Raw genomic sequence first — 15,991 nt, 5'->3', positions numbered from 1 at the left:
GGGTTTAGAAGGAGCAGTAACCAAATCAAAACGGGTAAACATCATCATAAATGAAGGTTTATTGGCCCGGGTTGATATGGTTACCAGAAACCGTTCAGAATTTATCAGCAGAGCTATCAAGACGATATTGGCGGAGATATAAACAAGTTCTGCGTAACCTTACGAATTGCCGCCGGTCCTGGGGCTTTCCTCCACCCTGAAAAACCCATCCTTCCAGTTGAAGCGCCCCGAACCTTTTAAAGGGACAGCATTGGCAACCGTGTTAACAAGATCCTTGTATTCATTCTTTTTAAGCGAATTTGAGGAAATCCCACCGCCAAGATCCAAAATAAAACGGCTAAAGCCCGCTTCCCTGAGGAAAGGAATTTTATCGGCAATATAGAAAGGCTTTTGCGGGAAAACAAGGGAGCCTTCGGGCTGGGTATCGAGCACAAAGGATTCGTCCTGGCCGCCCGAGAATTTTCCAAGGGATTTACCCCAGGATTTACCCGATTTGTAAGCGCTTCCCAAATCGGCCCTGATGCGGAAAAGGCTGGGCTTTGAGTAAACCGTGATAAAAGCCAAAGCCCGCCTGCCGGGCGATGAACCTTCCCTGGGGAAAGTGCGCTCAAGGTTCTGGCGGTTGTTCTCCAGGGGGGAGATAAAATAGTCTGCGCCGTTGGAATTGATAAACCCATAAGCCCACTGGTTAAACACGTAAAGCCAGGGGCCGGATATGAGGGCCGCTCCGGATTCCCGGAACAGCGAAAAATGCCCCGGATTGTTTGCCACAAAGCAACAATAGCCCTTGTTCATAAGGGCTGCCACGTCTTCGGCAAGTTCCGCCTCTTTGGCCTGGGGGAAGAAGGGATCAAGGACGATGATGATGTCCTTCGGCACAAAGGGAAGGGGCTGCTTCTGATTCCCCAATAAACGGGAGAGCAGCCGGTGATGGTAATTCACCATTGCCTTGACCGGCCTGTTTGCCTGGACGATGTAAAGATCCTCAAGCCTGGACACCTGCACGTAAAGCCCCTCGGGGAAGTCCGGCCTTGCCTTGCCCCTGTTTGCCCTGCCGGGGTTTTTAAAGGGCCTTAGCTGCGGAAGCGGCGCGGTGTCCCTGCCGGGGCTGCGCTTAAAATTATCCAGATTGTGGGGTATCACCGGGGTATAACGCCTGTTCATGGCCTTGGTCTGTATGAGGTACACCGAATCGCCTGCTCCGAAACCTTCGGGAATGGTAATCCAGCAGCCCTCGGCCCCCTCGCTTTCAACATCCTGCACTTTATGCGACGCCCTGCCCGAATCGTCGGCTTTATGGAGCCTCACCGAATCGCCCGCCTGGGGGAGCAGAGGGCCTGCGGCAATGAGGCCCCAATTTGTTTCGCCCTCGCCCTTTGTTTTAAGAAGCCTGCCCAAAGGTATGCCGGTGCCGCCGCTCTGATCAGGGTTGAGCCAGTCGAAGAAATTAGCAGCAATACTGTCAGAATCAGTACCATTACTGCGATTCTCAAGTCCGCCAATAAGGTACGCGGTCTTTGCTCGGGCAAAATCATTCTGGAGTATGCCACGGGCTTCTTTTATGGCTTCCTCTTCCCTGCCCGAGCCAATGCTGTCCAGAACCAGACGGTAGGCTGAAACCACAGCGCCCACATATTCGGCGCTTTTCATGCGGCCTTCTATCTTGAAGGAATTGACCCCGGCATCAACAAGGGAGGGGATATGCCCTATAAGTTCAAGATCGGCAGGGCTGAAAAAATAGCCCTCTGAACCGGGACCGCCGCTCGACGCCTGGCCATTTTCGCCGTCTTTGCGGTAAAAACGGCGGCACGCCTGGGTGCACATGCCCCGGTTGGCCGACTTGCCCCCCAGGTAGCTTGAAAAGAGGCAGAGGCCCGAAACGCTCATGCAGAGGGCGCCGTGGACAAAGATCTCAAGCTCCATGTTGGTATTGCTGCGTATACCCCGTATCTCGTCGAGGCTAAGTTCACGGGCAAGCACAGCCCGGGAAAAACCGTAGCGAGAGAGGAGGTTCACCCCACGGGCGGAGGCTATGTTCATCTGGGTCGAGGCATGCAGTTTTAGCGCGGGGAAATTATCCCTTACCATGGCAATAACCCCAAAGTCCTGCACCAAAATTCCGTCGGGCCCCAGGCTGTTAAGGTATTTCAACAGCTGGTAGAGCCTGTCGGCTTCGCGCTGTTCAAAGACCGTGTTCACCGTAACGTAGATCTTGCGGCCCATGCGGTGCAGGGCTTTAAGGCAGCCTTCGAACTGGGAGTACGCGAAATTGGCGCTCCTCAGGCGGGCATTGAAATTCTTGAGCCCCAGGTAGACCGCGTCGGCGCCTTCGCCAATGGCAGCGTCCAGGGCTTCGGGGCTGCCTGCGGGAGCCAGGAGTTCTGCTTTCATTGTATCGTTGTTTTGAGCCATCATCCTGCAATCCCCCGAAGGAAGCCGAGCTTCACTATGCCGTCATACACAAACTGGACCGACATGCCCGAAAGGAGGAGGCCCATGATGCGTTCAACCACTGAAATTCCTGTTTCGCCCAAAAGGCGGTGTATATAATCGGAGGCCCTGAGGATAAGCCAAACTATGCAAAAAATCACGACAAGCGAGACAAAGAGCATGGCCATCATCAAAAATGGCGGGACGCTGTCTTTGCTGCCGGTATAGAGGATAATCGTAGTAATGGAACCAGGGCCTGCCAGCATGGGGATCGCCAGAGGGAACACGGCGATAGAAACCCCCTCGTCGGCGCTTTCAGGGCCTGACTCGCGCTCGGAGACCTTGGATTTCGAGGGCCTGCCAAAAAGCATATCCAGGGAGATTATGAAAAGCATGACACCGCCGGCAATGTAAAATGCCCCGGGATCGACGCCCAGGAGCGCAAGCAGCCATTTCCCAAGGAGGATAAAAACCGCCAGCACTCCAAAGGATATAATGATGGCCTTGCGGATTATCGTCTTCCGCTGGATCTCGGGTATATGGGAAGTCAATCCTATGTAGAGGGGCACGAGTCCTATAGGATCTATCACAATGAACATGGCCAAAAAAACAGGCAGAAAGGCGGAAAGCATACATTTCAGTATAAAGGTTATAAGAAGGGGGGGCAAGGGCAAAGGAATAGCGATATATGCCCTGGCGCTACGTGCCTGGCACCACGTGGCTTGACAAAATATGAGGATATATGTAAATTGTATGCATAGGAGATGAGTGATATGCCATTATTACAGGTACGGAATTTTCCGGAAGATCTATACCGGCTCATCGGCATGGCGGCGGAAAAAGAACACAGAACCATTGCCCAGCAAACCATAGTCCTGCTGGAAAAGAGCCTGGGCCAGGAAGAATCCAATCAGGAGCGGCGAAGAAAAATTCTGGAAAGATGCGCCGCAAGAATCATTCCCGATGAAGTAAAAGCGATTGACGTTACAAAATGGATTCGCGAGGACAGGGAAAGATGATTGCGGTTATTGATGTAAGCAGCGCCGCTCAAATACTGCTTCAAACTCCAAAAAAGGAAAAATTTGAAACAGCCCTGCGGAAAGCCAAATTGATCTTATCGCCCGATCTCTATGTATCAGAACTATCAAATACTTTATGGAAGTTTTGTACCAAAAAAATATATTCAGAGGCGGAATGTTTGCGCTTTGTTGAAGACGGCCTGGGCTATATCGACAGTTTTACCGATTCAAAAGAGCTTTGGAAGGAAGCCTTTGGAGAGGCCGTGAAAAACAAACACCCGGTTTACGATATGCTTTATGCGGTACTGGCCCGCAGGAACGACGGCATATTGATAACCAATGACGGGGATTTGGCAAAAATTTGTGAAAAACTGAGCATAAAGTATTGTTTTTAGGCATTTGTCAAAAGTAGAATTTTCGATTATATTTAATACAGACTTTATTTTGGGAACCCCTGCCGAAGGTTCAAGGAGAGAATATCATGGCTGAACATGTTACCATAACAAACGCTAATTTCGATTCCGAGGTGCTCAAGTCGCCTATTCCGGTTCTTCTGGATTTCTGGGCCTCCTGGTGCGGCCCCTGCAGGATGATAGCCCCATCCATCGAGCAGCTTGCCCAGGAGTACGACGGCCGCCTCAAGGTGGGCAAGGTCAATGTGGACGAAGAAGCGGACCTTGCGTCCAAACACGGCATAGTGTCCATACCTACCCTGGCGATTTACCAGGGCGGCAAGATCATGGTGCAACAGGCAGGCGCCCTGCCCAAGCCGGACATTGAGAATCTTTTCAAGGACTTTGTCCAAGCTTAACGGCTAGAACCGCTTCGTGCTGTTGGCCTTCCCCGGCGTTGCGTTGCTCGTGGCAGTCACATACCAGTCGTCAGCGGTATTGCTGTCCGGAACGGCTTCGTCCCTAGAGATGCTCCGGGTTGCCGCAGTCCCCACATTTTTGGTGAGCACCGCCTCGGAAGGGCTGGCTATGCCGGAACTTTCAATGAAATCGCCTGAAGCCGGGCGCCATGCGCCCCCTGTGGAAAGAAGCTCTGCGGCAGAAGCAAATTCGCCTTTGATCCACCAGGGGTCGGGGTTCTCGCTCATCAATATGCCATCAATGATCGAATTATCCTGATCCATGAGATACACTGCATCAGTCTTCCTTAAAAGCTTGGAAGTCCCATTCACCCAAAAATCCCGGGCTGTTGCCAGGGCGTCAGTCCCGCCGGACAGGGCAAGATCGTCCCCGGTCTCATCGGCCCAGCCTGTTTCAATTGTCCGTAGATGGAGGACTATGTAATCCCCGGCTTTGACCTCTGCCGGGGGGAATTCATAGACCGGCTTGGCAAGGGAATTGCTGGCAATGAAAAGCCGCACAGCCCCTAAATTCCCGTCGCTCTGGGCTTTGAGTTCCACAAATTCCACCTTGGGCTTGGAATACTCTGTCCGCAGCTCATTGATGAGCAAAGCCGGCATCCGGTCGTTCCTGGTCCTGAAAGGCACAAGTACATTGAGGGTATTCCGGCTCCCGTCTTCCACCAGAATGTCGGCGGTGATCCTCTCCCCGGACTTGAAAGGGCTTTTAAGGCTCACCAGCACCTCTTCGCCCTCCCCGACGGACTCAAACTCCGTAGCAGGGTCAAAGAGGAGGGATACCACCTTTACAGGCCGGGAGAAGCTGAAGCATATCTCCGTATCCGAAACGGGCTTGCAATCCAGGAAGACCGGGGCTTCGGCACTGTCCCCGAGGATCCTTTGAATGGCTGCCTCGGTAGAGCAGGCGCAGGCCGAAAAGACCAGGGCCGCAGGCAGCAGACATCTGAAAAGAACACGATAAAGTTTCATGATAGCCTCCACACCTTATATGGCATCAGGATGCGTGGCGCTTCATTTTTTTGGCTGTTTTTTTCCGATTTTTAAAATTTTTTGCAAAAGCAGCTGGTTTACCTATACAAATAAATAGCAAATTCCGGTAGTTGCATTCCCCATTTGCTTAGTATCGCCGGTACCATAGGTGCAGCTGAAAAAATATGCTTTTTGTTAGTTGACATAAACTTTTTAAAGTTATATGTTGCTAACATAGTTAGCCTATACTAACTAAATATATCGACTCAACCTTGAAGGAGGTATTTATGAGTTCAAAGTATCTAAAATGGGCATTGCCGGTTATGGCAAAGGTCCAAGGAAAGAAAAAAGCTTCTTTCCGCCTTCTGCCAGGCCTCATGGCCTTAAGTCTGGTATTGCTTCTGGCATGCCTGTCATGCGAGCAATCTACTGATCCGGCGGTATTTGAATCCGAGGATGCCATCACGGTTTCAACCTACGCGGAACTTCAGCGGGCATTGGGGTTCTTCTTCGATGGAACAGATGCTGAAACCAACATTATCCAGGGCAACGCGGCTGATGGCAGTACCATCAAACTGACAGCCGACCTTGAGGCAGCAAGCAGTTTCGGCGGTCTCACAACTGATGTGGTTACCGGAGCCACGGTGGTGGTTAGGAACAACGTCATCATCGATGGCAATGGGCACACTATTGACGGCAAAGGTTATCCGGTTTTTGATATTGATAATACCATAGCCACCATCAAAAACATCACGGTTAAAAATGGTGGTTATACCGCCAAACTCGGCGGCGTTGTGTTTGTAGAAGGGGCATCTACCCTCTATCTTGAAAATGTCACCTTCGATGGCAACAAGGCAAAAAGCAATGCCGAAAGCGCCAATGGCGGCGGCGCTATCTACCTTAACCCGCATGGATCACCGGCCACTCCGCCGACTTTGATTGCATCGAACAGTACATTTATCAATAATGAAGCCACCGATGGAAACGCAGGAGGTGCGATTTATGGTGTTAACGCGGATATACAGGTAACAAACAGTACCTTTACGGGTAACAAAGCCGGCCACGGAGCTGCCATTTCGGCGGTTGGGACCAGTAAACTAAACATCACCAATAGCACATTCAACACCAATGCTGCGTCGAAAACCGCCGGCGCCATCCTGGTTAATCATGGCAACGCCCTTACCAGGGGACGTAACGGGGCATCGTCTGTAGTAACCAAGGTGCCTGCCTACCTGAATGGAAACACCTTTTCGGGGAATACTGCCACCGCTGGTTTAGGCAACGATGTGGTACTCGGACGGTTCTATAATGCTGCTGGCGGTGGAACTTCCTTTCCCGAATACACTGATAATGACAAAACCGATGTTCTTATAACCGGAAACACGGCTTTTGCTGACCTGACATTTGCCCAGATTGAACGTAATGCGCTTGCCCCATAACATCTGTCATCTGCATTAAATAACAACCATAGGCGGCCTGACTAATGTTGGGCCGCTTTTTTGTGCGCCTGGCAACGGACAGTAACCAGGCGGTAAAAGTCCGCTATACGCTTGATAAATTGCAGCAATATACAGGGGTCCAAGCGGCTTCCGGTCCTTTTTTGACTGTATGAAGCAACAAAAACTTGGATACTGGACAAAACAAAAAAAGTATTGTAGTCTTAATTTGTATACATCAAAGGAAGTGGGGTGAAAATCCCCCGCTAACCCGTAACTGTGAAAGGCTTTGCTTTATGGCAAAACCATAAGCCAGGAACTTTGAGTATGCCGGAACCCCATCTTGGGATTTCTGAATTTCAGCAGGCTTCGAGGACTGAGCCTTGAGAAAAAACCGTATCCAAAATATCGGTGTTTTTCCCAATGGAACCGCGCCATCCCGAATAGGATAGCTTAGCGTTTCCGGGCTCCTTTTCTTCGGAAAGGAGTAAGCCATGTTTAAGTTTTCTTCACAGAAGGGGAAGTTCCCCGGGGTAAAGCGGGTTCTGCCGGTGTTTTTTATATCGGCAGTTGTATTCGGCCTCTTATTAAGCGCATGCGATTTGGATGATGACGATCCTTACGAGGATCCTTTTGAACTGAATCCGGGATTGATTGGGACTTGGGAAGCGTCGGGACAAGGCTGGACTGATACTTATAAAATTACTGCCACGACATTAGAACATGTTAATAATTTTACCAGTAAAATAGTTTATACTTATAATTTCAGTGAAAATGCCGGAGTGATAATTATTGAATATGTAGAGAAACCAACATACTTTGATCATCATTATAATGATGATGGCACGTATATAAACTCGGATAATCCGCATGAGCCAACAGGAAATTTTAGTGCAGTATATTTCAGCGCACTAACAGAATCCGCCGCATATTTAGGCGCTGCTTATGTTTATGCGGATTATACTCAGCAAGTGGAAGCGGGAAGTCTTAACGAAGCTAAAGAAAAATTTAAACCTGCCAATGCTGACCTTTACGGCGGCGGTACAGGCCAAGGCGGCGATCCATTGGAAAAAATTAATTCCTCGCTATGATTAAATCATTCTTCAATGCCGGTGGGTTATTTCCGGCATTGGTGATGTTTTTCATTCTTTGTTCCCCCCTTTCTGCCCAAGTACCGGGTGAAGAAGACGATTTTCCCGACGAAGACCTTCTCCTCATGGAGGGAGAAGGTCTTACCATAGCCGCCAGTCCCGAGACCACCCAGCAGATGGATGTGGTAAGCCGCGAGGAAATTGAACAGGCTCATGCGCCGGATTTGGCGGTTCTTCTTCAGGAAACCCTGGGGCTGGGTTTTACCCGCTATGGGCCTTACGGGAATCAGGCGGACATAAACCTCCGGGGTTTTGATTCTTCCCGTATTGCCCTCCTGGTGAATGGTGTGCCGGTTAACTCCGCCATGGACGGCGGTTTTGACTTTAATACCATCGATCTCAATAGTATTGATCACATCGAAGTGATTCACGGCGGCTCAGACACTAAATTCAATGTGTCCGGGGCGCTGGGGGGCGTCATTAACATCGTTACTGCGGGGAAACCAAAGCCGGGGCTTAAAATCGGCGCGAGTCTTTCCAACACCGCCTCTTTGCCGGGGCATTATTATGACAGGGATGGAACAAAGGCCGGCCCTGAATGGGAAGATCTGGCCGATGCTCAAAAGGCCGAATTTTCTCTGGGCTGGGGAGCGGAAAAATTCTCCTGGACTGCGGGACTTTTTGCAAACCGAGCCGCAAATCACTTTATCTTTAAGGAGCCAATTTTCAATCTGGTGCGCCGCAAGGATAATAACGAAGTGTACGACGGCGGAGCAAACGCTTCGTTTACTAAAAATTTTGATAACCTTTCTAGGCTCATTGTTTCGGGGAATCTGTATTACGGGGACAAAAATATTCCTACATCGGGATTTTCACGCCTTGCAGGGAAGCAGACGGATCTGGCTGCCGGGGAGAGCGTTCTTTTTGATATGCCCAGGGCCTTTCGTGATGAACTGGCCATGGAGGTTTCTTTGGGGCATAACTGGCATCAGTTGAGCTATGCGCCGCCTTTGGGGGCCGAGTCCCTTCATAATCAAAATACCCTTAACTTTATCAACCGCTGGAACTGGTATCCGAATAACTATTTTGTTTTCCGTTTAGGCGGCGACTACCGCTACGCATGGATAGATTCCACCGATTTGGGCCTTAGAGATCGCCACGACGGCGGCCTCTACCTTACGGCTGAATATCAGATTATCGAAAGCCTTCTCCTCATATCTTCGGTAAAGGGGATTTTTGCCCCTGACACGGCAGTACCGGTTCCCAAGCTCGGACTTCTCTGGACACCCATAGAAGACCTCTCTATAAAAAACAATTATTTCCGCAGCTTTAAACTGCCCAATTTTGAAGATCTCTACTGGTCGCCGCAGCGCCAGGTAGGAGGAAACCCCGACCTCAAACCGGAAGATGGGTGGGGGGCGGATCTTCAGGCAGCTTACCGTTTCGGCAAATCGGTGAATATCGAAAGTACCTTCTTTGTACAGTGGACTAAGGATTCAATACACTGGGCCATCGACTCGGGAGGCACGTGGCATCCGTCCAATGTGGGGGAAGCGGCCTATTTCGGCTTTGATACAAAGCTCGGCTTAAACTTTCCCGGTTTTGCATTTCTGGACAAAATAAAACTTTCCCTTTCGTATCAGTATCTTTTAAGTTATCTTTTGAGTTACGGCTATACCTGGTCCAGCGGTAAACGCATCCCCTATATGCCGGTACACACTGCTGGGGCTGCCCTGGATCTCCCCTGGAACAGTGCCAATACCGCCGCTTCAGGTTCTCTGATACTGCAGGGACGATGGGAAAGTGTCCGTTACACCAACACATCCAATATCACAAAACTCATGTATCCGTTTATTTTTGATCTTACACTAAACCAGAAAACCGGTGAATACTTTACTGTTTTCGTCGTTGGACGGAATCTGCTCAACAAACCCTACGAATCCTTCAGCGGGTACTTCATGCCCGGCATGACGGTTACATTGGGACTACGAATGGATATACAATAGGAGCAGAAATGAAAAAGCAATTAATTGTAACGGCGCTGATATTTTTGGCATTAGTTATTGGTTGTACAAAACAAGGCAGCGCGGGTATTGCAGGAACAGCCGCTTCGGTTTCTATACCCGGGCGGATCATTTCCGCCGCCCCTTCCAACACGGAAATCATCGTCGGCCTTGGTCTGGCGGACAGACTCATCGCTGTCGATCCCTACTCAAAGGACATACCGGGAGTACGGCAGGATTTGCCTGAGGTGGATTTTTTCTATCCCGACGCTGAGGCCATTATCGGCCTTGAGCCGGAGATCATCATCGCCAATGAAATAAACAACTTCGGGGCTACTGATTCACCTTTCAGACCCCTGATGGATATAGACATTAAAGTTGTCCAGATCCCTACCAGTACAAATCTTGCGGGAATATACGGTGATATTGTTACCATTGCCGAAGTCCTGGGGGTAAAGGATCGGGGTGAGGTGCTGACCACAGACCTCCGTGCCGAAGTGAATAAAATCGCCGAAATTGGAAAAACCGTTACCGATAAAAAAAAAGTGTACTATGAAATATCTCCGGCCCCTCAAATGGTAACCTTTGGTTCAGGAACTTATCTGAACGAAATGATAGAAATTATTGGAGGGGTAAATATTTTTGCCGATCAGCACGGATGGTTTTCTCCAAACGCGGAGGAGATCATTAAGCGGAATCCTGATGTTATCTTCACCATGGAAATGACAACTTTTGGCGTTGATTCTGCCGCTAAATTGCGGACTCGTCAGAGTTTTGAGTCAATTAATGCGATCAAGGAAAACCGCATTTATGGCATTGACGGTAATTCGTCAGGCCGGCCTTCCCAAAATATCATACTTGCCTTAAAACAGATGGCTTTGGCGGTGTACCCGGAAATTTATGAGGCCGACTAAAAAAATACTTATCGGAGCTATTGTTGCCCTGGCTATCCTCTGCGCCGGGACTTCTTTGGGGAGTTCGGGTATAAGTTTTGGAGATACCCTCAGGGTGCTGCTTAATAAACTGCTGCGCCTTCCCCTTATAGCCGAAGTTGAACCCAGAAATATCTCCATTATCTGGAATCTGCGTTTTCCAAGGGCTCTTCTTGCCTTTATGGTTGGAGGCGCCCTTTCCATAAGCGGAACTGTATTCCAGTCAGTCTTAAAAAACCAGCTCGCTTCACCTTACATACTGGGCGTTTCATCGGGCGCCTCCCTGGGCGCAGGACTCATAATGCTCTCGGGGCTGGTTATTCCGGTGATTGGAGCTTTTACCTTGCCGGCGGCAGGATTTGTTTTTGGATTGGCAACGGTATTTTTAGTGATAGGCTTTGCTTCCAAACTGGACAAGGCTATGTCCAATAATACGGTGATACTCTTCGGTATGGTCTTTTCGCTTTTTGTAAATGCCCTGCTCACAACCCTCACCGCCATGTATCGGGAGGAATTGAAAAACCTCCTCCACTGGCAAATGGGAAGCTTTTCCATGAAGGGCTGGTCTTATGTGGGACTCATGTTCCCCTTTCTTATATTGGGAACAGCGGGGATAATACGCTACACAAGAGAGATGGATATACTTACCTTCGGGGAAGACGAGGCCCGGACCATGGGTGTGGACGCCGGAGGCATACGGAAAAGACTGCTGACCTTTTCGGCGGTTCTTACAGGGGCTGCGGTTGCATTGAGCGGGGCCATTGGTTTTGTGGATCTCATCGCCCCCCACCTTGCGCGGAAGATCGTAGGTTCAAGCCATCGTCACTCTTTGCCCATGGCTTTTCTTACGGGAGGTTCTCTCCTCGTGGTGACCGACCTTATTGCACGCACTGTAGTCACACCTTCGGAACTGCCAGTAGGTGCAGTTACGGCCATTATCGGAGCGCCCTTCTTCGCGTGGGTGTACTTCAGGAAGCGCTAGATGCTGGAAATAAAAAACCTTTACACCGGATATGACTGTGTTGATGTAGTCCATAATCTGAGCCTCAAAGCCGAAAGGGGCAAGGTGCTCACCATCGTTGGGCCCAATGGATGCGGCAAGACAACACTTCTCAAAGCAGTGGCCCGCCTCCTCCCCTACAGGGGTACAATCACCCTTGAAGGCCATGAACTTAAGGATTTTTCACGAAAAAATCTTGCAAAAAAAATTGCCCTCATGGGGCAAAGTTCGCAGATTTACTTTCCCTACAGTGTTTATGATACGGTTGCTTTGGGACGTTATCCGTATTCGGATGGTTTTCTTAAAAGCCTTTCAAAAGATGATGAAGATATAATTGAGCGTATATTGGGGCAGCTTGAATTAAGGGAAGTGAGAAATCGAATGATCACTGAACTTTCGGGGGGTCAGCTCCAGCGGGTTTTTCTTGCCCGCACTCTGGCCCAGAATCCCGATCTCATACTTCTTGATGAACCGACAAATCATCTCGACTTAAAACATCAGGTTGAACTTTTAGACTATCTTTCAAAATGGGTAAAAGAAAACGACAAGACTGTTACTGCGGTGCTTCACGATCTGAACCTTGCCCGCCGTTTCGGCGATACAGCGGCCCTTATGTACGATGGGAAATTAATTGCCAGCGGTGAACCTGAAACGGTATTAAACGGAGAAACGCTTAAAGAGATATACGGCATTGATGTAAAAGCTTTTATGCTCGAATCCCTCAAAAAATGGCAGGCTGGGAATGCCTGAACTTGCTATTTACGGAAAAGGCGGTATAGGTAAATCCACCATCTCCGCCAATATCTCCGCCGCCCTGGGGAAAAAAGGCCTTAAAGTGCTTCAGGTAGGCTGCGATCCAAAGCACGATTCCACGCGCCTCTTATTAAGGGGGAGCAGAATAACAACCGTGCTGGATTATCTCAAAGAAAAAAGCCCCGATCAATGCAGACTTGAAGATATTCTCCACGAAGGATCTTTCGGCGTCCACTGTGTTGAATCCGGCGGGCCCGAACCCGGAGTAGGATGCGCGGGTCGGGGCATACTCACCAGTTTTGAATTTTTGGAACGTCTGGGTGTCAGGGATTACAAGTACGATGCGGTGATTTACGATGTGCTGGGCGATGTGGTCTGCGGAGGGTTTGCGGTTCCCATACGGCGGGAATACGCGGAAAAAGTGTACATCGTGAGCTCCGGCGAATTTATGTCCCTCTATGCGGCAAATAACATACTGCGGGGATTAAAAAATTACGACAGGGATGCGGGCAGGGCCGGCGGCATCATCCTCAATTCACGAGGTCTTGACGATGAAGATATTCGGGTCCACCGTTTCTGCGACGCGGTGAAGCTTCCCCTGGTCGCACGCTTTCCCAGAAGCGAACTTTTTTCGGACTGCGAAAGAGAAGGCCTTTGCCTTATGGAGAAATTCCCGGATTCCGAACTGGCTGAACAATTTTCAGCCCTTGCGGATACGGTTTATAGCGGACAAAAACTTTATCCCGCCTCTCCTCTTTCTGACGAAGAACTTGAGGAGCGTATACTGGATAAAAAGCCCGCCTCTCATCCGGCGCCGAAAGCGGTAATTGCGGTTCCGGAAAAATCATCGCCCAAACAGAATTTCTTTTCAAAAAGCCTTGTATCCCGTGAACCTTTGCACGGCTGTGCATTTTCAGGGGCCATGAGTATTTCAACCCAGGTAGCTGACTCTGTCTCCATAGCTCACGGTCCGCAGAGCTGCGCCCACATTACCTTTCAAAGCCTTACAAGTTTTTCCCGTCGTATTCTTCTTGAACGGGGCATAGTGCTGCCTTATATTTCCGCGCCACCTGTTGTAACTTCGGGAATGAACGAAAAGGTAATGATCTATGGCGGTATTGAAGAACTGCGTCAAAAGATACTTGAAGTAAAGGCAAGCAAAACCACTCTGCAGCAGGGGCCGAATATTATTTTTGTCCTTACTACCTGTCCCTCGGGCATTATCGGCGATGATATGGGATTCGTAAAGGATCTTGAAGATATCAATACGCGTATAATTCCCATATTAACCGACGGGAACCTGCAGGGAGATTATTTACAGGGAATAATTATCGCCTATATGGAGATTGCACGCTCCCTTATCGATAAAAATGTGAGTCCCCGGGATAATACCATCAATATTGTGGCTGAAAAATCAGAGACCAATGCCCGGGCCGAAAGTTTTGTTTTTATAAAAGAAATAACAGAGGAACTCGGGATAACAATTAACAGCCATTTTATCTGCGAAAGCTCCGTCGGAGAAATACGCAATTTTAAAAAGGGGAAACTCAATATCCTCGCGTTTGGCGATTATATGGGAAGAACCATACGCGATTTTCTTGTTTCTGAATTTAATGCAGAGTTTTTTGATCTTCCCTTCCCGGTTGGTTTTGCAGAAAGTGAAATTTTTGTGCAACGCTTGGGAGAATATTTCCACAAAGACAAGCAGATAATTAACGGAATACTTGAAAAGCAGCGCCAAAAATATTATGAAGAACTCGATCGTATAAAGCCTCTCCTTAAAAACAAAAGAGTGATGCTCATTAATTTTAACCAGAACATTGACTGGATATTGCGCACCCTGATTGATCTTGAAATGGAGATCGCCTTTATAGGAATACTCAGTTATTCACAGGATAATAGCTTTAAAACCGTTTTTGATTCAAAAATCAATGAACTTCACCTTGATTATAATAATATTAACAGGCAGAATGACCTGAATCGGATTAAACCTGATCTCCTCCTTGCAAATTACGGTTCCAATGAACAGGATGAAAGTGTTATAATGGATTCCATACCTTATTGTCCTACTGCCGGGTTTATGAGCGGCCTGGTATTTGCCCGTCGCTGGGCTGAACTTTTCAAAATGAATTTAAATGAAGGCTGGAGGAAAGATGAACAACTCTTTCGAAAATATTACTCCTGACAGCCTTACAGGCGCTCTTTTTGCAGTTGAAGGCATTGGAGACGCATGTACTATTCTGAATGGGCCTACGGGATGTAAATTTTATCATAGCGCAATATCGGACAGCCAGATACTCCGTAATCCGGGCTACGATCCGTTGGAACATTTGGAAATAAATCATTTCGGTCAACCCCGCATACCTTGTACATACCTTGATAGTCAGGATTATATTTTTGGCAGCGGTGAAAAGCTTTCCCGGATTTTTAAATCCACATTGGAATCGGCTGCAAAAAAGAAATACCGCTTAATTGGGGTAATTAATTCACCCGGCGCTGCTTTAATTGGTGACGACATCGAACAGTTTTTGGACAGCACAATACGCAAACCCGCAGAAGAAAAATTAAGGGGCATCCCCTGTTTTTCCCTTGAGAATACCGGATTTTCTGACAGTTTCGGCGTGGGTTTTCAAAAGGCCATGATTAAAATTTTAGAAACCCTGCCTATGAATGAGCGGAATGCAAAGCCTAAAACGGTAAATTTATTGGGACTTACTATTTATCAAAAATATTATCGGCAGAATTACAAAACAATCAAAAAACTCCTTGAATTATGCGGTATAGAAGTAATTGCGGCGCCTGGCGCAGGGGACACTACAACAATTCTAAGCAAAATACCAGAGGCGGCCTTGGATGTAATAATTTATCCTGAATATGCAAGAGAAATTGCATTATATCTTGAAACTCAATTCGGAATCTCCTATATTTGCCTTGATGAAGGTCCGCCTATTGGATTTGACAGTATAAAAGCCTTTATTCTCCAGATATGCCGGGCTCTCAATGCCGATCCAAATAAGGCCATTGAATGTATAGAACAATCCCGGGCAAGGGCCTTTATGTTTCTCTCGCGTTTTTCTTCTCTTTTAGGGCTGCCAAAAGGCGCTTTTTTTTCCATAAAAGCTGAATCTTCTACTTCTTACGCATTAACTAAATGGCTCTGTACTTATTTGGGAATGATTCCGGCCGCTATTTCGATGAATAATGAGATTGATTCCATTTTTGCAGAAAAGCTCAAAACATTTCTGGATACTATTAATTACCCTGAGGCGCTTAACAATTCCGTTATTGAAACGCCAACCCATATTCTGCTGGGCGACGGCAATACCATATTGGAATTAAAAAACAAAGGCCAAAAATTCTGCGGTATCGAAATAGCCTTGCCCGCATTGGGTTATTTGGACATAACAGAAAAGACCTTATTTGGGGATCAGGGCGCTTTGTTCCTGTTGGAACAGATCCTTAATGGCCTTCGTTACGTTTTATAGGG

Annotated in this window: 14 protein-coding genes and 1 riboswitch; of the genes, 11 read left to right on the top strand and 3 right to left on the bottom strand. The window is 48.3% G+C overall.

The window, feature by feature from the left end:
- Window positions 1–159 precede the first annotated feature (159 nt).
- Window positions 160–2,415 (bottom strand): peptidase U32 family protein, encoded by a 2,256-nt coding sequence (locus tag TREAZ_RS00455; RefSeq protein ID WP_015709808.1) that lies wholly within the window; start codon window positions 2,413–2,415, stop codon window positions 160–162.
- On the bottom strand, window positions 2,412–3,062 hold the full coding sequence (locus TREAZ_RS00450; protein ID WP_015709807.1) for a MarC family protein: 651 nt from the start codon (window positions 3,060–3,062) through the stop codon (window positions 2,412–2,414). The genes TREAZ_RS00455 and TREAZ_RS00450 overlap by 4 nt, the downstream gene beginning before the upstream one ends.
- 141 nt (window positions 3,063–3,203) lie before the next feature.
- Here TREAZ_RS00450 and TREAZ_RS00445 point away from each other — a divergent pair, with 141 nt between their 5' ends.
- From TREAZ_RS00445 to trxA, 3 genes are all read left to right on the top strand, one after another.
- The gene (locus tag TREAZ_RS00445; RefSeq protein ID WP_015709806.1) at window positions 3,204–3,449 is read left to right on the top strand and encodes a hypothetical protein; all 246 of its coding nucleotides are present in this window, start codon (window positions 3,204–3,206) and stop codon (window positions 3,447–3,449) included.
- A complete protein-coding gene (locus TREAZ_RS00440; RefSeq protein WP_342632988.1) occupies window positions 3,422–3,844 on the top strand; it encodes a type II toxin-antitoxin system VapC family toxin in 423 nt (140 codons plus the stop codon). The genes TREAZ_RS00445 and TREAZ_RS00440 overlap by 28 nt, the downstream gene beginning before the upstream one ends.
- An 86-nt stretch (window positions 3,845–3,930) precedes the next feature.
- On the top strand, window positions 3,931–4,260 hold the full coding sequence (gene trxA, locus TREAZ_RS00435; protein ID WP_015709804.1) for a thioredoxin: 330 nt from the start codon (window positions 3,931–3,933) through the stop codon (window positions 4,258–4,260).
- Between the two features lie 3 nt (window positions 4,261–4,263).
- On the opposite strand, the gene TREAZ_RS00430 is transcribed toward trxA, so the two are convergent.
- Complete coding sequence (locus TREAZ_RS00430) at window positions 4,264–5,289, bottom strand: lipoprotein TP_1001-related protein (RefSeq protein WP_015709803.1); 1,026 nt, start codon at window positions 5,287–5,289, stop codon at window positions 4,264–4,266.
- A 287-nt stretch (window positions 5,290–5,576) separates the two neighbouring features.
- Between TREAZ_RS00430 and TREAZ_RS00425 the strand changes: the two genes are divergently transcribed.
- The 8 genes from TREAZ_RS00425 to TREAZ_RS00385 all read left to right on the top strand — a co-directional run bounded on the left by TREAZ_RS00425 (window position 5,577) and on the right by TREAZ_RS00385 (window position 15,989).
- On the top strand, window positions 5,577–6,728 hold the full coding sequence (locus TREAZ_RS00425; protein WP_015709801.1) for a pectate lyase-like adhesive domain-containing protein: 1,152 nt from the start codon (window positions 5,577–5,579) through the stop codon (window positions 6,726–6,728).
- 206 nt (window positions 6,729–6,934) lie between these two features.
- Window positions 6,935–7,064: riboswitch (cobalamin riboswitch) on the top strand.
- A gap of 155 nt (window positions 7,065–7,219) precedes the next feature.
- Window positions 7,220–7,816, top strand: a complete 597-nt coding sequence (locus tag TREAZ_RS00415) for a hypothetical protein (RefSeq protein ID WP_015709798.1) — start codon at window positions 7,220–7,222, stop codon at window positions 7,814–7,816.
- Window positions 7,813–9,822, top strand: coding sequence for a TonB-dependent receptor plug domain-containing protein (locus TREAZ_RS00410; RefSeq protein ID WP_015709797.1), 2,010 nt, complete (start codon window positions 7,813–7,815; stop codon window positions 9,820–9,822). The genes TREAZ_RS00415 and TREAZ_RS00410 overlap by 4 nt, the downstream gene beginning before the upstream one ends.
- 8 nt (window positions 9,823–9,830) lie before the next feature.
- Window positions 9,831–10,733, top strand: coding sequence for an ABC transporter substrate-binding protein (locus TREAZ_RS00405; RefSeq protein ID WP_015709796.1), 903 nt, complete (start codon window positions 9,831–9,833; stop codon window positions 10,731–10,733).
- Entirely contained in the window at window positions 10,720–11,733 is a 1,014-nt protein-coding gene (locus TREAZ_RS00400; protein ID WP_015709795.1) for a FecCD family ABC transporter permease, read from the top strand. The genes TREAZ_RS00405 and TREAZ_RS00400 overlap by 14 nt, the downstream gene beginning before the upstream one ends.
- Window positions 11,734–12,501, top strand: coding sequence for an ABC transporter ATP-binding protein (locus TREAZ_RS00395; protein WP_015709794.1), 768 nt, complete (start codon window positions 11,734–11,736; stop codon window positions 12,499–12,501). It begins immediately after the preceding gene.
- Window positions 12,494–14,689: a nitrogenase component 1 gene (locus TREAZ_RS00390; protein WP_015709793.1), complete on the top strand. Its 2,196-nt coding sequence runs from the start codon at window positions 12,494–12,496 to the stop codon at window positions 14,687–14,689. The genes TREAZ_RS00395 and TREAZ_RS00390 overlap by 8 nt, the downstream gene beginning before the upstream one ends.
- Window positions 14,658–15,989, top strand: a complete 1,332-nt coding sequence (locus TREAZ_RS00385; protein ID WP_043922621.1) for a nitrogenase component 1 — start codon at window positions 14,658–14,660, stop codon at window positions 15,987–15,989. The genes TREAZ_RS00390 and TREAZ_RS00385 overlap by 32 nt, the downstream gene beginning before the upstream one ends.
- Window positions 15,990–15,991: the final 2 nt, after the last annotated feature.

Source organism: Leadbettera azotonutricia ZAS-9, from assembly GCF_000214355.1.
GTDB classification, from domain to species: Bacteria; Spirochaetota; Spirochaetia; order Treponematales; family Breznakiellaceae; genus Leadbettera; species Leadbettera azotonutricia.
Note: the sequence above shows the minus strand (reverse complement) of the source record. Positions and strands in the feature narration are given on the sequence as shown.